General features: G+C 40.2%; 23 protein-coding genes, 1 riboswitch and 1 other annotated feature. Of the genes, 3 read left to right on the plus strand and 20 right to left on the minus strand.

Annotation, left to right across the window (positions count from 1 at the left end; all coding sequences use genetic code 11):
- Positions 1-90: 90 nt before the first annotated feature.
- A complete protein-coding gene (trhA, locus tag HNQ43_RS02895) occupies positions 91-756 on the plus strand; it encodes a PAQR family membrane homeostasis protein TrhA (protein ID WP_346670510.1) in 666 nt (221 codons plus the stop codon).
- Positions 757-815: 59 nt separating this feature from the next.
- Here the strand turns inward: trhA and HNQ43_RS02900 are convergent, their stop codons facing one another.
- The 10 genes from HNQ43_RS02900 to lysA all read right to left on the minus strand — a co-directional run bounded on the left by HNQ43_RS02900 (position 816) and on the right by lysA (position 9,091).
- Entirely contained in the window at positions 816-1,886 is a 1,071-nt protein-coding gene (locus tag HNQ43_RS02900) for a M50 family metallopeptidase (protein ID WP_183374595.1), read from the minus strand.
- A gap of 11 nt (positions 1,887-1,897) precedes the next feature.
- A complete protein-coding gene (locus tag HNQ43_RS02905; protein ID WP_183374596.1) occupies positions 1,898-2,668 on the minus strand; it encodes a phosphatidate cytidylyltransferase in 771 nt (256 codons plus the stop codon).
- Entirely contained in the window at positions 2,665-3,360 is a 696-nt protein-coding gene (locus HNQ43_RS02910; protein WP_183374597.1) for an undecaprenyl pyrophosphate synthase, read from the minus strand. The genes HNQ43_RS02905 and HNQ43_RS02910 overlap by 4 nt, the downstream gene beginning before the upstream one ends.
- 47 nt (positions 3,361-3,407) lie before the next feature.
- Positions 3,408-3,953, minus strand: coding sequence for a ribosome recycling factor (frr, locus tag HNQ43_RS02915; protein WP_183374598.1), 546 nt, complete (start codon positions 3,951-3,953; stop codon positions 3,408-3,410).
- 10 nt (positions 3,954-3,963) lie between these two features.
- Positions 3,964-4,674: a UMP kinase gene (gene pyrH / locus HNQ43_RS02920; protein ID WP_183374599.1), complete on the minus strand. Its 711-nt coding sequence runs from the start codon at positions 4,672-4,674 to the stop codon at positions 3,964-3,966.
- Positions 4,675-4,765: 91 nt separating this feature from the next.
- Entirely contained in the window at positions 4,766-5,443 is a 678-nt protein-coding gene (gene dapD / locus HNQ43_RS02925) for a 2,3,4,5-tetrahydropyridine-2,6-dicarboxylate N-acetyltransferase (RefSeq protein WP_221247981.1), read from the minus strand.
- A gap of 1 nt (position 5,444) precedes the next feature.
- Positions 5,445-6,146: a 4-hydroxy-tetrahydrodipicolinate reductase gene (gene dapB / locus HNQ43_RS02930; protein ID WP_183374600.1), complete on the minus strand. Its 702-nt coding sequence runs from the start codon at positions 6,144-6,146 to the stop codon at positions 5,445-5,447.
- A complete protein-coding gene (gene dapA, locus HNQ43_RS02935; protein WP_183374602.1) occupies positions 6,137-7,021 on the minus strand; it encodes a 4-hydroxy-tetrahydrodipicolinate synthase in 885 nt (294 codons plus the stop codon). Before dapA ends, dapB begins: the two co-directional genes overlap by 10 nt.
- A complete protein-coding gene (gene dapF, locus HNQ43_RS02940; protein WP_183374604.1) occupies positions 7,008-7,829 on the minus strand; it encodes a diaminopimelate epimerase in 822 nt (273 codons plus the stop codon). The genes dapA and dapF overlap by 14 nt, the downstream gene beginning before the upstream one ends.
- Entirely contained in the window at positions 7,826-9,091 is a 1,266-nt protein-coding gene (gene lysA / locus HNQ43_RS02945; RefSeq protein WP_183374606.1) for a diaminopimelate decarboxylase, read from the minus strand. Before lysA ends, dapF begins: the two co-directional genes overlap by 4 nt.
- Positions 9,092-9,145: 54 nt before the next feature.
- A riboswitch (Lysine riboswitch) is annotated at positions 9,146-9,308 on the minus strand.
- Positions 9,309-9,379: 71 nt separating this feature from the next.
- On the opposite strand from lysA, the gene HNQ43_RS02950 reads away from it, so the two are divergent.
- A complete protein-coding gene (locus HNQ43_RS02950; protein WP_183374608.1) occupies positions 9,380-10,477 on the plus strand; it encodes a M20 metallopeptidase family protein in 1,098 nt (365 codons plus the stop codon).
- 9 nt (positions 10,478-10,486) lie between these two features.
- On the opposite strand, the gene HNQ43_RS02955 is transcribed toward HNQ43_RS02950, so the two are convergent.
- The 8 genes from HNQ43_RS02955 to HNQ43_RS02990 are packed head-to-tail and all read right to left on the minus strand — an operon-like array spanning position 10,487 to position 18,532.
- Positions 10,487-10,825 carry a cupin domain-containing protein gene (locus HNQ43_RS02955; RefSeq protein ID WP_183374610.1) on the minus strand — a complete coding sequence of 113 codons (339 nt, stop codon included), beginning with the start codon at positions 10,823-10,825 and terminating at the stop codon, positions 10,487-10,489.
- A gap of 1 nt (position 10,826) precedes the next feature.
- Positions 10,827-11,735, minus strand: a complete 909-nt coding sequence (gene argF, locus HNQ43_RS02960) for an ornithine carbamoyltransferase (protein ID WP_183374612.1) — start codon at positions 11,733-11,735, stop codon at positions 10,827-10,829.
- Positions 11,732-12,913, minus strand: coding sequence for an aspartate aminotransferase family protein (locus HNQ43_RS02965; protein WP_183374614.1), 1,182 nt, complete (start codon positions 12,911-12,913; stop codon positions 11,732-11,734). The genes argF and HNQ43_RS02965 overlap by 4 nt, the downstream gene beginning before the upstream one ends.
- A 9-nt stretch (positions 12,914-12,922) precedes the next feature.
- Positions 12,923-13,783 (minus strand): acetylglutamate kinase, encoded by an 861-nt coding sequence (gene argB / locus HNQ43_RS02970; protein ID WP_183374616.1) that lies wholly within the window; start codon positions 13,781-13,783, stop codon positions 12,923-12,925.
- Positions 13,780-14,988: a bifunctional glutamate N-acetyltransferase/amino-acid acetyltransferase ArgJ gene (gene argJ / locus HNQ43_RS02975; protein ID WP_183374618.1), complete on the minus strand. Its 1,209-nt coding sequence runs from the start codon at positions 14,986-14,988 to the stop codon at positions 13,780-13,782. Before argJ ends, argB begins: the two co-directional genes overlap by 4 nt.
- 17 nt (positions 14,989-15,005) lie before the next feature.
- Positions 15,006-15,914 carry an N-acetyl-gamma-glutamyl-phosphate reductase gene (argC, locus tag HNQ43_RS02980; RefSeq protein WP_183374620.1) on the minus strand — a complete coding sequence of 303 codons (909 nt, stop codon included), beginning with the start codon at positions 15,912-15,914 and terminating at the stop codon, positions 15,006-15,008.
- Positions 15,915-15,917: 3 nt separating this feature from the next.
- The gene (argH, locus tag HNQ43_RS02985; RefSeq protein ID WP_183374622.1) at positions 15,918-17,294 is read right to left on the minus strand and encodes an argininosuccinate lyase; all 1,377 of its coding nucleotides are present in this window, start codon (positions 17,292-17,294) and stop codon (positions 15,918-15,920) included.
- Entirely contained in the window at positions 17,294-18,532 is a 1,239-nt protein-coding gene (locus HNQ43_RS02990) for an argininosuccinate synthase (protein WP_183374624.1), read from the minus strand. The genes argH and HNQ43_RS02990 overlap by 1 nt, the downstream gene beginning before the upstream one ends.
- A 111-nt stretch (positions 18,533-18,643) precedes the next feature.
- Positions 18,644-18,852: a binding site (T-box leader), on the minus strand.
- Positions 18,853-19,098: 246 nt separating this feature from the next.
- On the opposite strand from HNQ43_RS02990, the gene HNQ43_RS02995 reads away from it, so the two are divergent.
- Complete coding sequence (locus tag HNQ43_RS02995; RefSeq protein WP_244957027.1) at positions 19,099-20,568, plus strand: ISL3 family transposase; 1,470 nt, start codon at positions 19,099-19,101, stop codon at positions 20,566-20,568.
- Between the two features lie 170 nt (positions 20,569-20,738).
- Here HNQ43_RS02995 and tsf read toward each other — a convergent pair whose 3' ends face one another.
- Together tsf and rpsB are read right to left on the minus strand one after the other, a co-directional pair.
- On the minus strand, positions 20,739-21,629 hold the full coding sequence (gene tsf, locus HNQ43_RS03000; protein WP_183374626.1) for a translation elongation factor Ts: 891 nt from the start codon (positions 21,627-21,629) through the stop codon (positions 20,739-20,741).
- 24 nt (positions 21,630-21,653) lie between these two features.
- Complete coding sequence (gene rpsB, locus HNQ43_RS03005; protein WP_183374628.1) at positions 21,654-22,571, minus strand: 30S ribosomal protein S2; 918 nt, start codon at positions 22,569-22,571, stop codon at positions 21,654-21,656.
- Between the last annotated feature and the right edge of the window lie 34 nt (positions 22,572-22,605).

Consider the following 22,605-nt stretch of genomic DNA (forward strand, 5'->3'; position numbering starts at 1 on the left):
TTCATCCTAACTTTTGTATTGTATCAAAAAGGGAAATAAAAATCGACTGCTCCCTTGAAATTTAAAACCATACTTTTTAAAATAGTACGTATGAAAACAAAAATGAAAGAAAGTATGAGAAACGTATTTCCTCTTTCGTTTAAAGAAGAAGTTGGAAATGCGGTCAGTCATGGGACCATGGCGTTTCTATTATTGTTTGCACTGCCTTACTATGCGATACGCGCCTATCTTCAAGCAGGCACCCTGCATGCCATTGGTATATCGATCTATATCATCTGCATGATCTTCATGTTTTTAGCATCCTGTCTTTATCACAGTATGCCACATGAAACAACACATAAATATGTCTTTCGTAAAATCGATCACATAATGATTTTGCTTGCGATAGCTGGAACATATACTCCGGTATGCTTATCTTTGATGCATAACAAGATTGGCTATCTTATATTGGCAATCGAATGGATCATGGCATTGAGCGGCATCTTATTAAAATCAATTTCCAATGTAAATCATAAAGTCTTATCCATGGTTATCTATATGACCATGGGATGGATGGCCATATTCATTCTACCGGTGCTGATTAAGAAATGTTCCTTAACTTTTTTTATCTTGATCCTGGCAGGTGGTTTACTTTATACGATCGGGACCTATTTTTATGGACATCCGCAAAGAAAGTTTAACCATTTTATCTGGCATATATTTATCCTTCTGGCTTCAATTTGTCATCTTGCAGCCATTCTTTATTTCATGATCTAACTTGAGGTTTTTTAAACCTCTTTTTATTTCCCAAACAAAAAAAGAAGCTTGCGCTTCTTTTAGAACAATCGAAGAATATCATTATAAGTTGCGAATAAGAATAAGCCGATCAATAAGATAAAACTGACCATGATCACGTTCTCGACAACACGAGTACTGATTTTTCGGCGGAAGATCTTTTCTAAGATCAAGATCAAGATCCTGCCACCATCCATAGCCGGGATCGGCAACAAATTAAAGATCCCGATATTTAATGAGATCATCGCAAATAAAGAAATATAAGAATCCAAACCTTGGGTCGTAGCTTGAGTAGTTACTTGCGCAATTCCGACCGGACCCGATAAGTTTTGAAGACCTTCCCCTTGGATCAAATGCCCTAAAGCACGATAAATGGAAGTTCCCGATTCCAACATATCCATCGTCCCATAATAAAAACCGGTGTACCAAGGAACATAGTGCGCATTGGCAGAAACTACATAACCTAAGGAATAAGTATTGGTTTCTTCGTCTTTTTCAGGTTGAATGCTCACTTCAAAGACTTCATCCTGACGCTGGACAGTCGCTTGTAATTCCTCTGGATGATATTGTATCCATTCTAAAAGATCATATTGAGTTTCGGGTTCCAATACATCCGATCCATCTGTTACCTTTAAAATATGGTCGCCCTCTTGCAGACCCGCTTGATCGGCTGCCTGGCCAGGAATGATTTCGTATACAACAGGTAATGGATCCTCTACAACATAACCTTGAGCCATTGCCAAACCAATATACAACACCCAAGCGAGTAAAATATTCATCACGACTCCGGCAACCATCACACAGATTTGCTGCCAGCGAGGCTTAAAATTCAATCTTCTGGATTCATCCAGATCTTTTAACCAATCCTCTTCCTCATCCTGTGAACCATCTTCTTCTCCAGCCATCATCACAAAACCGCCAAAAGGAATTGCACGAATCGAAAACTGTGTTTCTTTTCCTTGTTTTGCATATAACAAAGGCCCCATTCCAATTGAGAACTCTTTACAATATACCCCAAAATGACGAGCAACAAGAAAATGCCCTAATTCGTGGATCACGATGATCACACTCAGCATGAAAACAAAAGCAAACAAACCGATGATCAAATTCATTTACATCCCCCTTATATAATAAAAAATGAACTCAGAGCGCCAAACAACAGAATATTCATCAACAAGGAATCCACTCGATCAAGTACACCTCCATGCCCCGGCAATAAGTTGGAGAAGTCTTTGATTCCATACTGTCGTTTGATCGAACTGAAACAAAGATCCCCAAATTCTGCAACCACTGGACAAAGAAGGCAAAGCAAAAACATCAAACCTAAATGAACGTCGTTAAGATAAAAGAATGTCGGGATCCATCCCATTATAAATCCACTGACAATCCCGCCAACAAAACCTTCCCAGCTCTTCTTCGGAGAAATTCTCGGATTCATCTTGTGGCGGCCAAAGCGTCTTCCGAAAAACCATGCACCAGTATCCGATCCATATGTGGCAAATACAATAGAAATCAAATAAAGGTGATTTTCTTGAATTCTACCGATTGAACGATAGATTAAAAAGAAGATCACAAAAAAACTAATCATTGAAAAAGCATTCGATATCGTAAACGTCTCGACAAAAATATTTAAACACCAAAAATATACAATGCAAACGATCAAAAAAGAAAACAAATACGAGTCTGGAATAAATCTAGAAATAAAAGTCAACAACAGACAACTCGGAAAAACATAGACAGGCCAAGCGGGAAATTCCTTTTGAACGTGTAACCATTCATAACATCCGCCCGACAAGATCAGGATTGCTAAGATCTCGAGGGGGATTCCTCCCCAAACAACAGGAGGAATACAGATCAAAATGACAATCAAGGCAGTGACAATTCGAGTCTTCATGACTTTATCCCTCCAAATCGGCGATCGCGTTGATTGAATTCTTTAATACAGCGATCCAATTGTTCTTCATCAAAATCTGGCCAAGCAACTGGTGTAAAAATTAATTCTGCGTAAGCAATCTGCCACAGCAAAAAATTAGAGATACGCATTTCACCACTTGTGCGAATCAGTAAATCAATCTCTTCCGGGACCATAAGATAATCCGCCAGCTGTTCCGGAACTAAATCATTGGCTCTTTGATGAGCCGCTACTTCTTCAGCATATTGACGAATACCTAATACAAGTTCTCTGCGAGAGCCATAATTGATGGCAATACAAAGCTCTAACCCTGTATTTTTTTCAGTCATAGAAACCGCTTTACGAATGACTTTTTGTGTATCTTCCGGAAATCTTTCTAATTCTCCGACAAAAGTAACTCGGATATTGTTCTCCATCAGTTCTTTGATATAGCGGTTAAAGAATAAGCCTGGCAACTTACAAAGAAAACTGACTTCATCCTCAGGACGTTTCCAATTCTCTGTTGAGAACGCATAAAGAATCAACTTTTCGACACCGATTCGATTCGCATGTAAAGCTACGGTACGAATTGTATCCGCTCCTTGTTTATGACCGGCCGTCCGCGGTAACCCTTTCGCTTTCGCCCAGCGTCCATTCCCATCCATAATGATTGCGATTGTCTTAGGTACGTTCATCCTGATCCTCCTAAAAAAATTTGCCCAATGTAGATTGGGCAATCACATTATACACTTAAAATTTCTTTTTTCTTCTCTTCAACGGTTTTATCAATATCTTTGATAAATTTATCTGTTAACTTCTGAGAAGCTTCTAAATCTTGTTTACGGTCATCCTCCGTCGCTTCTTTATCTTTTTTGATTTGATCGTTCGCATCACGGCGTATATTGCGGATGGCAACTTTGGCTTCTTCTCCATATTTTTGCGCTTCCTTAGCTAGCTCTTTACGACGATCTTCCGTTAAAGCCGGAATTTGAATACGAATACAATCTGCCTCCGCCTGAGGATTCAAGCCCAGGTTCGCTGCCTGGATTGCACTGTTTATTGATTTGATGATCTGGCGATCATAAGGACGGATCACTAACTGTGTCCCTTCCACAACTTGAATTTGCGCCATTTGATTGATCGGTGTCATGGATCCATAATAATCCACTTGGACACGATCTAAAATCTGGGCATTCGCACGTCCAGTACGAATCGTACGAAGATTTGATTCTAGATTTTCCATTGCGGTCATCATTTTCATTTCAGCATTTTCTAAATAGTCACTCATAATATTCTCCTTATTTCTTTTTTGTTACGACTGTACCCGATACTTTTTGAGTAACAGCATTTAAGATATTTCCTGGCTTATTCATATTGAAAACCACCAGATCGATATCATTATCCATACACATACTGATAGCTGTAGAATCCATCACTTGCAATCCTTTATTCAATACATCCAAATAATTCAAAGTATCAAAACGTTTGGCCTCTGGATGAGTTTTAGGATCACAGTCATAGACACCATCCACCCCATTTTTGGCCATAAGGATCACATCGGCATCAATTTCACTGGCTCTTAAAGCAGCTGTCGTATCCGTTGAAAAATAGGGTGAACCCGTTCCGGCTCCAAAAATCACGATACGTCCTTTTTCTAAATGACGAATGGCTCTGCGCAAAATAAATGGTTCAGCCACTTTCTGCATCTCTACAGCCGTTTGAACACGCGTTTGAACACCTTCCTGCTCTAAAGCGTTCTGTACAGCCAAAGCATTGATGACAGTTCCCAACATGCCCATATAATCTGCCTGAACACGATCCATTCCTAAATCAGCCATTAGTTTTCCGCGGATAAAGTTGCCGCCTCCAACTACAATAGCTAATTCTACGCCCAGACTTTGAACCTCTTTCAATTCTCGGGCCAGATTTTTGAGAGTACCCGGATCTAACGCCTGTCCATTTTTAGACAATGCTTCTCCACTCAACTTCAATAGAACTCGTTTATACATAAAGATCTCCCTTTATTTTATTCAAATCGATTATACACTAAACAAAGAACAAAAAAAAGGATAACCGCTTACGCGATTATCAAGAGTTTCTCTAAAGCGAACGAAGGGCTTTGACCAAACCTGTTTTAGATGTAGCCTGTTCATCTTTCACTTTGATGATCCGGGCCGGGGTTCCTGCCACCACAACATTTTCAGGTACATCATCGATTACGACAGCCCCTGCTGCCACAACAGCTCCTTTGCCAATATGGACTCCTTCAATCACAACTGCATTGGCCCCGATCAGCACATCATCTTCTACAATTACCGGAGTAGCGCTTGCCGGCTCAATAACACCGGCCAAAACTGCTCCGGCTCCAATATGACAATTATCTTTTACAATAGCACGGCCACCTAAAACAGCCCCCATATCGATCATGGTGCCTTTTCCTACATAAGCACCAATATTGAGTATCGCTCCCATCATGATCACCGCATTCTCTTTGATGGTCACCTGATCACGAATTATAGCCCCCGGTTCAATACGGGCTGGAATATTTTTTAGATCCAACAAGGGAACTGCGCTGTTTCGGCAGTCATTTTCAACTATCACATCAAGTTCAGGATGAGAATTAAGAACTGCACTGATATCTTGCCAGTCCCCAAATACGATGTTTCCATACACTTTGCAATTTGGCCAGCAGATAGCCGGATCACCGTTAAAATAAATTTTGACCGGTGTTTTTTTCGGGGCATTTTGAATAAACTCAATAATTTGTTTCGCATCCATATCAATTGATCAACTCCTTCATCGAGTACATTCCAGGTATTTGATATTGTAGAAATTCAGCAGCTTTTAGAGCTCCATTGACAAAGATCTGACGACTGAGCGCTTCATGAGAAAATGTCAAAATTTCATCTTGTCCACAATAATAAACACTGTGTTCGCCGGCAATGGTCCCGCCACGAACCGCATGGATCCCTATCTCTTTTTGTCGAGCACCAACCATGCCCTGGCGCCCAAATACATGCTGATATTCCTGATTGGGATCCATAGCTTCAAGCAAAGTCAAAGCCGTGCCGCTTGGTGCATCTTTTTTTTGATTATGATGTTTCTCAACCAGTTCCATATCAAAATCTTCTCTTAATAAAGGTGTCACCTTTTCAATCACTTGTTTTAAAACTGCGATTCCTAGAGAATAATTTGTGGAATAAAAGACTGGTACTTTTTTAGAAATGTTTTGAAGTTTTTCCAGATCTGCTTCTTCCAGACCGGTCGTTCCATAAACAAGTCCATTTCCGTTTTTTTTCGTATAGTCTAAAACCCAATCTAGATTATCACGATGACTAAAATCAAGAAGCATGTCCACTGGAACATTCAATCTGTCTTTGTCTGTATTGTCGAAACACCCAATCACTTCATGTCCTTTTGCCAAAGCACTCGATCGAATCAAAGTGCCCATTTTTCCTTTTCCAATCACTGCTATTCGCATAATCCCTGCTCCTGTAAAACACGCTGTAACTTCATTAAATTCTTGGAATCCATCTCACACAATGGTAAACGGTAGCCGCCAACTTGCATTCCCATCAGGTTCATAGCGGCTTTGACCGGAATCGGATTGACTTCGCAGAAAAGCGCATGAATAACATCCAAATACTGAAGTTGAAGATCTAAAGAACGCTTTACATCTCCTTGATGAAAGGATGAAACCATATCATGCGTCTCTTGAGGAAGAATGTTGCTTAAAACACTGATGACACCGCTGGCGCCAATCGAAAGCATACTTGTGATCATATCATCATTTCCCGAATACATCGCAAAGTCATCATTTAGATATCTGGCAATATTGGTCGCATAGGAAATGTTTCCACTTGCTTCTTTTATTCCACAGATATTCGGGTGCTTCGATAGTACTTTGACAACATCTTCCGAAATAGCACAGCCTGTTCTACCTGGAATATTATAAAGAATCGAAGGACAGGAAGCTTGATCTGCACAAACTTTAAAATGCTGGATCATACCTTCCGTGTTCGTTTTATTATAATAAGGCGAGATCAATAGTAATGCGTCCGCTCCCATTTTTGAGTATTTGATACTTTTTTCCAGTTGGGTCTGCGTACTGTTCGATCCGGCACCTACGATCACAGGGACACGCCCCCGAACCTTCTCAATCGTAAATTGTGCGACCTGATCATCTTCTTCGTGCGTCATGGTCGTACTTTCCCCTGTTGTTCCCAGAACAAGAATACCATCGGTTGAATGAGAGATTTGAAATTCGATCATCTCTTCGATTTTCTCGAAATTAACACTTCCATCTTCGTGAAACGGTGTAATCATCGCCACGATGCTTCCTTTAATCATTTTCATATATATATTCTCCTTTCGCGATACATTTTGCCGGACCTATCATTTTAACGTGATCCTGCCCATCAATTTGAATTTGTAATTCACCTTTAGGTAATGATACTCTCACTGTATTCTCACATTGACCTAAATCAAAAGCACAAGATACCGCCGCGCAAGCTCCGGTTCCACAAGCCAATGTCATTCCGCATCCTCTTTCATAAGTCTGCATGCGAATATGTTTTCGATCTACGATCTGAACAAAATTTACATTGGTCTGTTGGGCAAACAGACGATCTTCACATATCTGTTTTCCAATCCGCTGCATATCGATACAATCAAGATTTTCTACAAAAACAACCGTATGGACTGTACTATGAAATAAGGTATACAAACGAAAAACTTCATTTTCATTAGTTTGATAGGAAAGTCCCCAGATCTTATCCCTCGTGTGAACTAAAGACAGATCCTCTCGATCGGGTTTACCCATATCGACTTCAAATAATGAATCTTCACGTTTTCGTACCACTTTTATACCGGCAAGAGTCTTAACAGGAAAACTATTTCGATGTACAATTCCTTGATCCATGCAGTACTTTGAAAAACAACGGATGCCATTGCCGCACATAGGAGCTCGTGAGCCATCCTGGTTATAATAGATCATCTCTAAGGGATCTGTTTTAACTAAAATAAAACCATCAGCCCCGACCCCTGTATGACGATCACAAATCTTAGGAATCAACTCAGAAAGAATCGATATCGGAAACTGTGCTTCATTCACGATGATAAAGTCATTTCCGCATCCATGATATTTGCTGAAAGCTATCTTCATCGTATATCCCCCTTTAAAAGATCCTCTAAAGATTCTCGCCTTACAATCAATCTGGACTTTCCATCTTTTACAAATACAACGGCTGGGCGAAGATTCCGGTTATAATTATTAAACATGCTAAATCCATAAGCGCCTGTAGAGTAAATGATCAAAAGATCTCCTTGGGAAAAAGGCTGCAGCTTCATCTCGGGAATCAAAACATCTCCTGATTCACAACACTTTCCTGCTATACACACTTTACGACTCTTTTCAGAATCCATTTGGGTCGCAACATCGGCATCGTACTGTGCCTGATAAAGACAAGGGCGAATGTTATCGCTCATACCCCCGTCAACAAAAAGATAATGTTTATGCGGTGTCTGTTTTGAAAAACCAATTGTATATAATGTGGAACCTGCTTCACCAGCAATACTTCTTCCTGGTTCGATCAGAATCGTCTTAACATGCGTTTTCTTGTTAATCTGTTCTTGTGCACATGTATCTAAAATAGTTTTACAAATTGATTCAATCGGGATGGGGCGATCTTGATCTGTATAATGAATCGCAAAGCCTCCTCCTAAATCAAGTTTTGGACAATAAAATCCATCACGTTCCAAATCGGATATAAAGGAAAACATGGTTTGAACCTCTTTTACAAACGCCTCTTTTTCAAAGATCTGAGAACCAATATGAGCATGGAGTCCCTCAAAAACAATTTGTTCATGAGTTTGTAAAGAGCGAATCAACGTTTTGATCTCATCAATAGAGTAAATACTGATCCCAAACTTAGAATCAATATTTGCAGTCTGTATAAATTCATGTGTATGCGCTTCAATGCAAGGATTGATGCGCAACATGACCAAAAGTTTCTGATTGGTCTTTTCAATACATTTCTTCAATGTCTCGGCTTCCTGAACGTTATCGACAAAAAAACGATACACTCCATGTTCAATAGCAAAATTAATTTCTTCTAAAGTTTTGTTGTTGCCATGAAAATATATACGATCCGGATCCAGACCAGCCTCCAGAGCAGTTGCAAGTTCTCCGATAGAGACAACATCTGCACAAAGCCTTTGTTCTTTGATCAAGTGCAACATTCCTACACAACTAAAAGCTTTTGAAGCATACAAGATCTCCGTCGTAAAACCGGGATGCACAAAGTTCTGTTTATAAGACTGACATTGCTCAACCAGCTTATTTTCATCATAAACATATAGAGGGGTTCCATATTGTGTTGCAAGTTGAGTTACTGGAACTCCCGAAATTTTTAAGACCTTATCCATTTGCCCACTCCTGATAAATAAAAACCAGCAAGCTATCTCTTGCTGGTAACAAACCCATTTGATAGCTCCCCTACAAACGTAGACAGTCCGATAAATATTCTTTATCGACCCACCGCTTATTTTTGCCAAAACAAGCAGTTCGGCAGAATTGCCCCCGATCCAGATCACAGCTTGCCAGCTCCTTGGTCATCTTCGTTTCTGCGCCTCTATCTTGAAAATATTATACATATTATGAAACAAAATGTAAAATATTTTGTATATTTTTTCATTTTCTATTACAATGAATACATGCTAGAGAATATTCGAAGATATCGACAAGATCTACATCAAATTCCCGAGTTGGAATTAGATCTTCCCAAAACTCAAAATTATATACTAAATATTTTAAATACATACCCTTGTCAAATCTGCAGCCCTATCCCTTCCAGCGTGATAGCCTATTTTAATAATCATAAGAAAAAAACAATTGCCTTTCGAAGTGATATGGATGCCTTACCGGTGGAGGAAAAAACATCCTGCACATTCAAAAGCCGGCATAATGGAAGGATGCATGCTTGCGGTCACGATGGTCATATGGCTATGTTATTGGGATTGGCCGATTATTTGAAAGAGAATTATAAACGTTTGAATGTCAATGTACTTTTGATCTTCCAACCGGGAGAAGAATCCCCTGGAGGCGCTAAATTAATGTGCGAAACTGGTTTTTTAGACATCTATCATGTTTGCCAGATTTATGGAACGCATCTATGGCCAAATCTAAAAAAAGGGTTAATTGCGACAAAAACCGGCCCTATGATGGCTCGAAGCAGTGAAGTCGATATCGATATTCATGGCAAAAAGAGCCACGCAGCATCTTACCAACAAGGAATCGATGCCTTGGAAATTGCCGCAAACTATTTAACTGAAGTCTATTCCAGAGTCAAAGAAATTCCTGGTGAAGTTCCTTATTTATTGCGGTTTGGAAAAATGTATAGCGGTGATATCCGCAACGTTGTCAGCGACCACACTCGCTTAGAAGGAACTTTAAGAGCTTTGGATGATGCTGTTTATCATCAGCTGACAGATATTCTTAAAAGTACCGCAAAGAAGTATCCAGGTTCCTTTGATTTTCACATCACGGAAGGCTATCCTCCAGTAAAAAATGATGCAGCACTGATTGAAAAACTATTGACCTTCCTGCCGGATCTGGTTCTTTTGAACAAGCACGAAATGATCTCGGAAGATTTCAGCTGGTATCAACAGTATGTGCCAGGCGTTTTCTTTTTTCTAGGCACAGGCACTGGAATCCCCTTGCATAACGATCACTTTGATTTTGATGAAAGCATTTTACAGAAGGGTGTTCAAAACTACATTCAAATTCTCGAACATACAAAAAGCATCGGATGATCCGATGCTTTAAACTTCTGGAGATTTGACAATCAATGCCATAAAAACGACATCTTCCTGTGTATTGTTCGTGATAGAATGTCCACGTCCATCCGGACAGAATAAGTGTTCTCCCGGATGCAAGATAACTTCTCTTTCGTTGTTATCGTTGATCGTTGGCTCCCCTGAGAGAACAAAATAATCTTCTCCATTCCCTTTATGAACATGATACCCTACAGAACATCCCGGTTTAAGGGTGATCCGCGCATACAAAGTATTGTATCCATGCATCTCTTCTGGTGAAAGAATGTACTCAAAGTGAACCGTTCCCTTTCCATTTTGGACATTTTCCCGATTTTCTATACGCATATTATTCCTCCTTCATTAATAGTACCATAACCGCTTTTTGGACATGAAGGCGATTCTCGGCCTCTTCAAAAATTTCATCCGCATGATCTTCGAAAACTTTTTCAGTGATTTCCTGACCGCGATAGGCCGGCAAACAATGTTGAACCATTGCACCTGGTTTCGCTAACGACATCAGCGCATCGTCTACCGTATACCCCTGAAACGCTTTTTGACGGATTTCTTTTTCCTCTTCCATACCCATGCTGGCCCAAGTGTCTGTTATCACAACATCTGCATCCTGTATTGCTTTTGCAGGGTCTGTTGTCAAAGAAAAACTAGGATATGCCTTGGCAAATTCTAAAACTTTAACATGAGGTTCATATCCCTTTGGGGTGGCAACGCTAACATCCATGCCGGTTAAAAGGCCTCCGACGATCAAAGAATTTGCCATATTATCTCCATCACCGATATAGCACATTTTTACCCCTTCCAAAGTAGCATAGCGTTCGCGAATCGTCATAAGATCCGCTAGAACCTGACAAGGATGCGAATAATCTGTTAATCCATTGATAACCGGAACCGAACCATAACGAGCCAGATCTTCTACCTCTTTTTGATCAAACGTCCGGATCATCAGTAAATCAAGATAACGCGATAAAACTCGTGCTGTATCTTGGATCGGTTCGCCTCGACCTATCTGTAAATCCCGACTGGACAAAAACAAAGCTTGTCCGCCTAACTGATAAACACCAGTCTCAAAAGAGACTCGTGTACGTGTACTGGATTTTTGAAAGATCAATCCTACGCTTTTTCCTTCTAAATAGCGATGAGAAATTCCGTGTTTTCTCTCATATTTGAGTTGATCAGCAAGATCTAGGATCTCCATGATTTCGTCCTTTGACAGATCTTGCATGGTTAATAAATGCTTCATTCGAAAACCTCCTGAAATGCGCTGACCGCTTTATCGATTTGCTCCTTCGTAATAATCAGCGGAGGAAGCAAGCGAATAGAATCTTTTCCCGCTGTTAAGACGAGCACGCCGCGATGGCGAAGAGCATGTACATATTGTGTTCTTTGTTCTGGATCTACAATGACTCCGACCATCAATCCCATGCCGCGAACTTCTTTGATCTTACTAGAAGCGATATTTTTTAGACCATCCATCAGATAATCGCCTTTTTCTTTGACTTCTTTTAAAAACTCTGGCCGGTTAACTATACTCAGTACTGTTTGAGCCGCTCGAGCACTCAAAGGATTTCCCCCAAAAGTTGAACCATGTGTACCTGGTGTCAAAACCTCAGAACACTTTTGATCCGCTAAAAAGCCGCCAATGACGACACCTCCTCCGAGTCCTTTTGCCATACTTACAATGTTTGGTTGGATTCCGTATTGTTGATAACAGAATAGAGAGCCCGTTCTACCAATACCTGTTTGCACTTCATCAACTGCTACAAGAATATCTCTTTCCTTGCAGATTTTGGCAACAGTTTGTACAAACTCTTTTTCTAGAGGCAAAACTCCCCCTTCTCCTTGGATCATTTCCATTATCACACAACATACGCTGTCATCAAGTTTCTCTAAAAAAGATGCGATATCGTTCGCCTTGACATAGTCAAATCCCTCTGGAAACGGATCAAAATCATGATGAAATTTATCCTGTCCTGTTGCCGTCAATGTCATCATAGTTCTTCCATGAAAAGATTGAACCAGACTCAAGATCTTATATCTTCCTTTTCCATAATGATCCTGAGAATACTTTCTAGCCAGTTTGATCAGACCTTCATTTGCTTCGGCGCCAGTGTTGGCAAAAAACATTTTTGACATACCCGTGGCTTTGACTAATTCTCTAGCGACCAAGACCATAGGTTCGCTATAAAAAATATTGGAACAATGCAGCAACTTTTGCGCTTGGTCCTGTATTGCTTCTACAAGTTTAGGATGATTGTGGCCTAGACAATTCACACCGATCCCCGAAGTCATATCGATATACTCATTGCCTTGATCATCATAAAGAAGACATCCCTGACCTTTAACCAACAAAACATCCTCACGAGAATAAGTTTGCATGACATATTTAGATTCCATTTCTTTGATTGATAAAAGATCCATGACAACCTCCTAATAAAATACAGTTCCTACACCTTGATCACTCAAAAGCTCGATCAAGATCGAGTGAGGAATACGACCATCTTGTATATTGGCAAATCGAATTCCTTGACGAACAGCTTCAACACAACATTGAACTTTGGGAATCATACCGCCAGAGATGATTCCTTTCTTTTCTAAAGCCGATACTTGTGATACTTGAATGGAAGGAATCAAAGAATCAGGATCATTGACATCTTCCATGACACCGCTGACATCCGTCAATAAGATAAACTTTTCTGCTTTTAAAGCTATCGCAATTTTTTCTGCCGCCAAATCTGCATTGACATTGTAATTGACATCTTCATCATAACCGCGCGCTAAGCTGCTGATGACCGGAATGTACCCCTCATCCAATAATTGACGGACCAGAGTTGCATCCACTTTGATGATATCTCCTACATACCCATAATCTGTTCTGTAGATATCCGTGTGCCGTAAAGCCTTAAAAATAGAAGCGTCCAGACCAGAAAGACCAACCGCTCTTCCTCCGGCTTTCTCCAACAAAGAAACGAGATCTTTATTGACTTTTCCGCAAAGTGCCATTTGTACAAAATCAATTGTCTGTTCATCTGTATATCGCAGACCGTTAATGAATTTCGATTCTTTTCCAACCTGATTTAAAAGCTTGGAAATTTCAGGTCCTCCTCCATGGACTAAAACAACTTGAACTCCAACCATATTCAATAAAACTACATCTTGAATAATCGCCTGTTTAAGTTCTTCGTTGATCATGGCATTGCCTCCATATTTGATTACAAGAACTTTTCCGCGATACTTTTGGATATATGGCAATGCTTCTACTAAGATCTGTGCGCGATTTTGTGTGTTCATGTTCGATAATCTCCATTGATTTTTACGTAATCATATGTCAGATCACAGCCCCAGCAAGTTACGACTTGATCTTTTTGCCCTAAAGAAACTAAAACTTGTACGGCATCTGCACTCAATACTTTTTTTGCCATCTTTTCATCAAAATCCAGACCTCTTCCCTGTGAGCAAACTTGAATCTTTCCGTACTGCGAAGCAAATGAGATATCCACTTTAGAAATGTCAAAATCAACACCAGAATAACCCATGGCACATAAAACACGCCCCCAGTTTGCGTCCGATCCAAACATAGCCGCCTTGAACAAAGAACTGGAACAGATAGACTTCGCTAAAGATTCCGCTTGTGCTTCCGTTTCAGCCTCATAAACTGTGACACTCAATAAACGGCTGGCCCCCTCACCATCGGAGGCAATCTGTATGGCCAGATTCTCCATTACAGTTTTTAACGCTTCCTTAAAAGCAACATAAGCTTCATCTTCTGATACGATCGGCTTATTGCGAGCCATGCCATTTGCCATAACGACACACATATCATTGGTTGATGTATCTCCATCGACAGTAACACGATTAAAAGTTCTTTTTGTATTCTCAACTAAAGCCTTTTGCAAGAGATGAGCATCGATTGAAACATCGCACGTTATAAAAGCCAGCATAGTTCCCATATTCGGATGGATCATTCCCGATCCTTTACAGATCCCGCCAATATGGCAAGGAATTCCGTCAATTTCAAACCGAACTGCACAATCCTTTGACCGGGTATCTGTTGTCATGATCGCTTGTGATGCTAAATTTGAACCATCTTCCTGAAGCTCAATTTTCGAAACGCCTTGCTCAATACATTGAATCGCAAGTTCTTGTCCGATCACTCCAGTACTGGCTACGATCACATCTTCAGATGCAATCCCAAGATATTGAGCACAAGCCAATGCCTCACGCTCTGCATTTTCTCTTCCATAAGGAGCACAGGCGTTCGCATTGCCGGAATTACAGATGATGGCTTGTGCCTGGTGATCTTCTAAATGCTCTTTAGTGACAAAAATGCAGTCAGCTTTAACGCGATTGGTCGTATACACAGCTGCCGTCTTTGCCTTCGTTTTTGAATAGATAATAGCTAAATCGGATTTAGATTGAGATTTTCGAATTCCGCAATGGCATGCCCCTGCCATAAAACCTCTCGGGGCACAAACACCACCTTTGATCAACTGCATATTTACACTTCCTTCCTTTAAAACTGCAATCCTTTCGTTTCTTTGATTCCCAACATCAGATTCATGTTTTGGATAGCCGCTCCACAAGCCCCTTTGCCTAAGTTATCAAAAAGAGCACAAATCAAAGCCTGCTTTTCATTTCCGGTAACAATAATTTCCAAATCATCCCGATGTGAAAAACCATTTGCATTAATATTGGCCGGATAGCCAAAAGGATGAACATGGACTAATCCATTTGTATAGAAATCTCGATAGACAGAATATAGATTTTTAGCATTCAAAGGGAGTTGAATACAGGTCAGCATTCCTCTTTTATAATCATCTACGATCGGTGAAAATAAAGGAGCATTTTTGAGCCCGCAAACCAACTGCATCTCTTTTAAATGTTTATGTTGCATGTCCAGCCCATAGATCTGAGGTGCTTCCATTGCCTCCGTCTTATGATTCTCATAAGCATCAATCATCTTTTTCCCGCCTCCGGAATAGCCGGTTAACGAAGTACAGTGAATGATCTGCTCTGAGGACAGAACTCCTTTTTGAACCAGTGGTGAAACAATACTGATAAAACCGGTCGCATGACAGCCGGGATTCGCCACTCGCTTAGACTGAGCAATCTTTTGTCTATGTTCAATTGAAAGCTCTGGAAATCCATAAACCCATTTAGGATCCGTACGATGCGCCGTAGAAGCATCAATGACTTTGGTATCTAAATCAATCCACTTGGCAGCTTCTATACTTGCCTGATCTGGCAAGCAAAGAAAGACAAGATCCGCTTCTTGCATATATTGTTTTCTAACTTGATCATTATGTCGATCTTGCTCAGGGATCAACAACAGTTCCAAATCCTCTCGTTTGGATAATCGTGAAACGATTTCTAGACCTGTCGTTCCAGCTTGTCCATCAATATAGATTTTTGGTTTAAGCATGAATTACCTCGTTTCTATAAATCGTTCCAATTCTAGGATCTGGATCTTCACTTGTTCGGGCGCTGGTCCACCTAATACGTTTCTTTGCGATACACAGGTCTGCAAATCAATCGCATCATAGACATCCTCATCAAACAAAGAAGAGAAGCTTTGCATCTCATCCAATACAAGATCATTTAAAGAACATTTTTTCTCTATACAATAAGCTACAAGTTCTCCCACGATCTTATAAGCATCCCGAAAAGGACATCCTTTTTTCGCAAGATAATCAGCACAATCCGTTGCGTTGATATAGCCTCCTAATGCTGCTTGGTGCATGGCTTCGACGTCAAATTTTGCACTTTTGATCATAGGAGTCATTACTTGTAAAGAATGAATCACGGTTTCCAAAATATCGAAAAAGGCTTCCTTATCTTCTTGCATATCTTTATTATATGCAAGAGATAAGCCTTTCTGCATCGTTAACAGTGTGACAAGATGTCCATAAACACGCCCTGTCTTCCCACGAATCAATTCACATACGTCAGGATTCTTCTTTTGCGGCATAATGCTGGAGCCTGTGGAAAAGGCATCATCCAATTCCATAAAATGAAACTCTGCCGAACACCACAGGATCATCTCTTCACACATCCTTGAAAGATGCATCATCATAATTGAACATGCGGATGCAATCTCCATGCAGTAGTCGCGATCACTTACACCGTCGATAGAATTCGAAGTGGGAGCAGCAAATCCTAAAAGTGAACTTGTCTTTTGACGATCGATCGGATATGTGGAAGTTGCCAGAGCTCCGGAGCCTAAAGGACATTCATCCATGAGCTCAAAAGCATTCTGAAAGCGGATCCAGTCTCGCTTCAACATATTTCCATAAGCCATCCATACATGAGCCAAAGTCACGGGCTGTGCTCTTTGTAGATGTGTATAGCCTGGCATAACAGTCGTTAAATGCTCTTTTGATCTTTGAATCAACATGGAAATCAAATCTAGTATCAATGCCTGAATCCTTTGAACAGACTCTTTTGTATATAAACGAAGGTCTACCGCTACCTGATCATTGCGAGATCGGCCCGTATGTAATTTTTTTCCCGCTTGGCCAATCCGTAATGTCAGTTCTTGTTCAATAAAACTGTGAATATCTTCTGCTCCTTCGATTGGCAAGGACCCTTCATCAATATCTTTTTGAATCGATGTCAACCCTTGGCTTATCTGGTCATAATCATCTGAAGAGATGATTTTTTGATCTTTTAACATCTTGACATGAGCAAGAGACCCTTGAATATCTTGCTTTGCCATTTTTTGATCAAAAGGAAGAGAAGCATTTAAAACATCCAGCAAATGGTCTGTTTCTTTTGAGAATCTACCTGTCCAAAGCTTTGTCATTATTCAACTCCCGGAAAATCATCGATTTCTTTTGCCTTGATGGCTCTGACCTTCAACGGCAATCCAAACAAATGGATGAAACCTGCTGAATCGCTTTGATCATAACAATCGTCTTCATCAAAAGTTGCCATTCCTGCACTGTATAGAGAATAAGGACTGGTCACAGATACAGGAAGAATGTTACCCTTATAAAGCTTTAAAATCACATCGCCTGTTACGGTCTCTTGCGTACTGGTCACAAAAGCACTCATCGCCTTTCTTAAAGGGGTATACCATTGGCCGTTATAAACCAGATCTGCAAATTTTAATGCTAAGGATTGTTTATAATGTTGTGTTTCTTTATCGAGGGTAATCTCTTCCAGCTTTTCATGTGCTTTATACAAGATAGTTCCACCCGGGGTTTCATAAACGCCACGACTTTTCATCCCCACCAGTCTGTTTTCCACGATATCCAAGATCCCGCAGCCATTTGCTCCGCCAAGTTCATTTAACTTTTTAATAACCTCTGTTGTACTCATCTGTTGGTCATCAACAGCAGTGGGAACTCCCTTTTCAAAATGAATCTTTACATTGGTCGGAGTATCCGGTGCCTGTTCAGGAGAGACTCCCATTTCTAAGAACCCTGGTTTATTCAATGGAGCTTCATTGGCTGGATCTTCCAGATCCAATCCTTCATGACTCAAATGCCACAAATTTTTATCTTTCGAGTAATTTGTCTCTTTATTGATTTTTAAAGGAATGTTATGTGCTTGAGCATATGCGATTTCTTTTTCCCTGGAATTTAATTCCCAGAAACGCCAAGGGGCAATGATATCCATTTCAGGAGCAAAAGCCTGAATAGCGAGTTCAAAACGAACCTGATCATTTCCTTTGCCCGTACATCCGTGACAGATTGCATCTGCTCCTTCTTTTTTCGCGATTTCGACAATTCTTTTGGCGATGATCGGACGAGCAAAACTTGTTCCTAATAAATATTGTTCATAAGTAGCCCCTGCCTGCATAGTCGGGATGATATAGTCATTGACAAATTCATCTGTCAGATCTTCAATATATAATTTACTGGCTCCGGTTTTTAAAGCCTTTTCTTCCAGACCATCTAACTCCGTCCCTTGTCCGACATTCCCGCTGACGGCAATGATCTCAGCTCCATAATTTTCTTTAAGCCATGGGATCAAGACAGAAGTATCCAATCCTCCAGAATATGCTAAAACGATTTTATTGTATTTTTTCTTTTCCATGTTATTGTCCTCCTTCTATATACTTTTTCAATCTATATAATCGATTCCTGCATCGTCGGACATTTTCAAACATCGTTATCACTCCCATCTATAAAAAAAACGTCCTTATTTCTAAAGGACGTAAATGCGCGGTACCACCTTTTTTCCATTTATACTATATAAATGACACCTCATCGTTAACGCCGATTACGTCTATGCCTCGCAATGCTTTGACATAGAAGCTCCAAGACACGTTCCAGAAACCTTGTTCATGACTTGCACCCACCGTCAATTCTCTTAAGAAAAAGGGATTCTGTACTACTTCTCTTCTTAGCTATGAAACTATTATACAGTTTTGAAAATTTTTATCAACATAAAAATGAAAACTTTTCATAAAATGTCAAAAAAAAGAAGGGCTGATTAGCCCGGGTATCCAAAATATTTAGGGGAGTAAAGTTTAGGGGACAATTTAGGGGAGAATCTGGGGGACCAATTTAGGGGACTGAAACAGTTCCCTTTTTCTATGCTTTTTAATCCTGATTTTATATAATCTCTTTTGTCATATCTCCCGGTCAAAAGGAGGTTTTATGACTGATTCTAATCTAATACAAACGGATATCATGGATCTTCTGAACATCTCAAACGATCCTTCTATCTTTGTCGATCATATCGACATCGCTGATGATATCAAGTCTATACACATATTCCGTAGACCAGATCCCAACTTCTGTCCCAGATGTAACTGTCGTATGCATTCCAAGGGATTCTATATCCGTAAAGTAAATCATCCTGTGCTCCAGGATACCACCAGGCTCTTTCTCATCATCCACCAGAGAAAATGGTACTGTCCTCATTGTGGACTTTACCTCAATGATCAGTTCCCATTTCTGGAACGCTACGCTCATTCGTCAAACATCACACCTCTTTTGGTCATCGATGCGATGAAGGATCTCAATAAATCGGCTGCTCAGGTTGCCAGACAATTCAACATGTCCGATACACAGGTCCATGATCTTTTCAATGCCTATGTCGACCTTCCCCGGCTTCCTCTTTCAGAATACATCTCCATCGATGAGGTCTTCCTCAATATCAGCGACAAAGACAAATATACATTTGTCATCATGGATTTCATCAATGGTGATATTATCGACATGGTCCACAATCGATGGATGTCCACACTGGAAGACTATTTCCTTTCCATTCCTCTGGAGGAACGCAAACAAGTCAAGGGAATCATTTGCGATGCTTATCAGAACTACTTAAAGTTACCAGAAAAGTTCTTTCCAAACGCCTGTCTGATACTGGATTCTTTCCATGTCGTCAAATATATTATAAGTCGGCTCAACACCTATCTTTATAGGGTCCTTAAGCGATACCAGGAAAGAGACAGGAAACGACTGGAAAAGAAGAATCATGATACGAACCGGGACTTTCAGATCATTCAGGATTCCAGAGAGGTTGTACTTTTGAAAAGCTACCGTTGGATCCTGCTCAAGAATAGAGATGAGATCAATTATTCAACAAAAAGATACTATCACAAGCGTCTGGGGATGAATGTAGATACGTTCACAATCGAGAAGATGTTCTTGGACCTGGATCCAAATTTCAAAAAGCTGCGGGATCTGAAAGAAGAATACATTCGTTTCAATCAGATCGAATATGAAAAGACAGAGGATGTTCAGAATGCATTGGAGAATCTCATATCTAGATATCGAGATTCTGATCAACTCATATTCTATGATTTTTCTCGTTTTCTGGAATCCCATAAGGAAATGATCATCCATTCGTTCACAAAATTAAAGGTCCATAGAAAAACCGAAACCGAAGAAAAAGAATACTATAGCCGATTATCCAATGGACCGATGGAATCCTTCAACCGAAAACCGAAGGATTATAAGAGAAACGCACGAGGCTTCTCTGATTTTCATTATACACGAAACCGCATCCTCTTAAGCATGCGAAGAAATCCAGCTATCAGGGGAATCCCAAGATCCAGATCTGAGTTTAAGAAAAACGGGACCAAACGCGGCTGTTACAATAAGACCAAATTAAGATAATATCAACAGAATCAATACTAGACTGGGAGATATGAAAAGGAGGGCAATTTCACCCTCCTTTTACAGCTGAATTTTTAATTTAGGGGAGTAGAAAATTTATGACTATTGGTTAGTCCCCTAAATTCTCCCCTAGATTTCTGGCCGAGTCCCCTAAATTATTTGGTTACCCATTAGCCCTTGATTTGTGACATTACTTCTTCAGCGAAATTTTCTTCACGCTTTTCAATACCTTCACCCGTCTGATAACGAACAAAGCATACTGCAGATGCACCATTCTCTTTTAAGTATTGTCCAACCTTTTGTTTAGGTTCCAAGAAGTATTCCTGATCATTTAAACAAAGATCTTTAAAGTGTTTATCTACTTTTCCTTTTAAGATTCCCTGTAATACTTTTTCTGGTTTATTCGCCATCTTTGGATCATTCTGCATCATCTGCAGCTGCAGTTCGCGTTCATGTTCTACAACTTCAGAAGGAATTTCATCCTGGCTTACATAAGCAGGCGACATACTAGCGACCTGCATTGCGATATTTTTAGCCAGCTGGGCATCTTGTGTACCTTTTAGAACAACGACAGCCGAGATTTTGCCACCCATATGCATGTAAGTCCCAAATACTTCGTCATCTTGTTTAGTAACAACGTTAACGCGACGGAAAGAAATCTTTTCTCCGATCGTTGCCGTTGCGTTTGTAATGACTTCTTCTACAGTTCCTTCAGATGTATTGACCTTCATAGCCTCTTCCTGGCTAGCTGGCTTGGCTTCTAAAAGAGCAGCCTGTAAAACATCTAATACATGTAAGAACTGTTCGTTTTTAGCAACAAAGTCCGTTTCTGAATTGACTTCAAAAATCACCGCATCATTTCCTTGACTAGCAACACGAGTCAAACCTTCTGCTGCGATACGTCCTGCTTTCTTTTCAGCTTTTGCGATGCCTTTTTCACGAAGCCAGTCAACAGCTTTTGCGATATCTCCTTCGCATTCTGTCAAGGCCTTTTTGCAATCCATCATTCCGGCACCAGTTTTTTCACGTAATTCTTTAACTTGACTTGCGGTAATAGCCATGTTCATTCTCCTTCTCTTTCTTGATTATTCTGCTTCTGCAACCGCTTCGGCTTCAGGAGCTGATTCAGCTTTTGTTTCTTCTTGTTTTGGAGCTGGTTTGTTAAAACGACGGTTACGACGTTCGAAGTTTCTCTTGCGTTTTTCTTCGATGCGCTGACGACGTCTTCTTTCGTTTTCAGCAATCTGCTGTTCCACGTTGCGAATAACATCATCCATTGTCACATCTTCTTCTGTGTTATCCAAATAAGCCATTTCCAGAACGCCACCCTTAGCATCAACAATAGCATCCGCTAAAATCGTAGTGACTAATTTAATAGAGCGAGCTGCATCATCGTTTGATGCGATTGGATAAGTAGCATCATCTGGATCACAGTTTGTATCCAACATCGCAAACACAGGGATGCCTAATTTCTTAGCTTCAGCAACAGCGTTGTGTTCTTCTTTTGGATCAATGATGAAGATGGCATCCGGCAATTTCTTCATTTCTTTGATTCCGCCTAAACTGCTTTCCAATTTAGCTTTTTCTTTACGCAAAGAAGCCTGTTCTTTTTTCGTATATACTTCAATTTTTCCGCTGGCTTCCATTTCTTCGATTTCAACCAAACGTTTTACACGTTTTTGAATTGTACGGAAGTTTGTTAATAAACCACCCAACCAGCGTTTGTTTACATAGAATGAACCAGAACGCAAAGCTTGTTCTTCAATCGTTTCTGCAGCTTGTTTTTTAGTTCCTACAAACAGAACCTTTCCACCGCGTTCACTGATCGCTTTTAATTCAGCATAAGCTTCTTCAATCTGTTCGATCGTTTGATTCAAGTCTACAATATAGACTCCGTTACGGCTGGTATAGATGTATGGTTTCATCTTAGGATTCCAGCGACGAGTCTGATGTCCGAAATGAACACCATTCTCCAGCAATTTTTTCATTGATACAATTGACATAATAGTCCTTCCTTTCCGTTACTCCTCCATCATT

The sequence above is a fragment of the Faecalicoccus acidiformans genome, from assembly GCF_014202635.1.
Taxonomy (GTDB): Bacteria; Bacillota_I; Bacilli_A; order Erysipelotrichales; family Erysipelotrichaceae; genus Faecalicoccus; species Faecalicoccus acidiformans.

Excerpts from the sequence above, each read along its gene's own strand:
- HNQ43_RS02965 (WP_183374614.1), bottom strand. The coding sequence starts at position 12,913 with ATGGATCTTTTATCAATCAAAGAAATGGAATCTAAATATGTCATGCAA.
- dapA (WP_183374602.1), bottom strand. The coding sequence starts at position 7,021 with ATGAAAATGATTAAAGGAAGCATCGTGGCGATGATTACACCGTTTCAC.
- lysA (WP_183374606.1), bottom strand. The coding sequence starts at position 9,091 with ATGGATAAGGTCTTAAAAATTTCGGGAGTTCCAGTAACTCAACTTGCA.
- argC (WP_183374620.1), bottom strand. The coding sequence starts at position 15,914 with ATGCTTAAACCAAAAATCTATATTGATGGACAAGCTGGAACGACAGGT.
- tsf (WP_183374626.1), bottom strand. The coding sequence starts at position 21,629 with ATGGCTATTACCGCAAGTCAAGTTAAAGAATTACGTGAAAAAACTGGT.
- dapB (WP_183374600.1), bottom strand. The coding sequence starts at position 6,146 with ATGCGAATAGCAGTGATTGGAAAAGGAAAAATGGGCACTTTGATTCGA.
- HNQ43_RS02910 (WP_183374597.1), bottom strand. The coding sequence starts at position 3,360 with ATGAACGTACCTAAGACAATCGCAATCATTATGGATGGGAATGGACGC.
- HNQ43_RS02990 (WP_183374624.1), bottom strand. The coding sequence starts at position 18,532 with ATGGAAAAGAAAAAATACAATAAAATCGTTTTAGCATATTCTGGAGGA.
- HNQ43_RS02950 (WP_183374608.1), top strand. The coding sequence starts at position 9,380 with ATGCTAGAGAATATTCGAAGATATCGACAAGATCTACATCAAATTCCC.
- argH (WP_183374622.1), bottom strand. The coding sequence starts at position 17,294 with ATGACAAAGCTTTGGACAGGTAGATTCTCAAAAGAAACAGACCATTTG.
- argF (WP_183374612.1), bottom strand. The coding sequence starts at position 11,735 with ATGAAGCATTTATTAACCATGCAAGATCTGTCAAAGGACGAAATCATG.
- frr (WP_183374598.1), bottom strand. The coding sequence starts at position 3,953 with ATGAGTGACTATTTAGAAAATGCTGAAATGAAAATGATGACCGCAATG.
- HNQ43_RS02955 (WP_183374610.1), bottom strand. The coding sequence starts at position 10,825 with ATGCGTATAGAAAATCGGGAAAATGTCCAAAATGGAAAGGGAACGGTT.
- dapD (WP_221247981.1), bottom strand. The coding sequence starts at position 5,443 with ATGGATGCGAAACAAATTATTGAGTTTATTCAAAATGCCCCGAAAAAA.
- HNQ43_RS02900 (WP_183374595.1), bottom strand. The coding sequence starts at position 1,886 with ATGAATTTGATCATCGGTTTGTTTGCTTTTGTTTTCATGCTGAGTGTG.
- HNQ43_RS02995 (WP_244957027.1), top strand. The coding sequence starts at position 19,099 with ATGACTGATTCTAATCTAATACAAACGGATATCATGGATCTTCTGAAC.
- HNQ43_RS02905 (WP_183374596.1), bottom strand. The coding sequence starts at position 2,668 with ATGAAGACTCGAATTGTCACTGCCTTGATTGTCATTTTGATCTGTATT.
- rpsB (WP_183374628.1), bottom strand. The coding sequence starts at position 22,571 with ATGTCAATTGTATCAATGAAAAAATTGCTGGAGAATGGTGTTCATTTC.
- pyrH (WP_183374599.1), bottom strand. The coding sequence starts at position 4,674 with ATGTATAAACGAGTTCTATTGAAGTTGAGTGGAGAAGCATTGTCTAAA.
- trhA (WP_346670510.1), top strand. The coding sequence starts at position 91 with ATGAAAACAAAAATGAAAGAAAGTATGAGAAACGTATTTCCTCTTTCG.
- dapF (WP_183374604.1), bottom strand. The coding sequence starts at position 7,829 with ATGAAGATAGCTTTCAGCAAATATCATGGATGCGGAAATGACTTTATC.
- argJ (WP_183374618.1), bottom strand. The coding sequence starts at position 14,988 with ATGCAGTTGATCAAAGGTGGTGTTTGTGCCCCGAGAGGTTTTATGGCA.
- argB (WP_183374616.1), bottom strand. The coding sequence starts at position 13,783 with ATGAACACACAAAATCGCGCACAGATCTTAGTAGAAGCATTGCCATAT.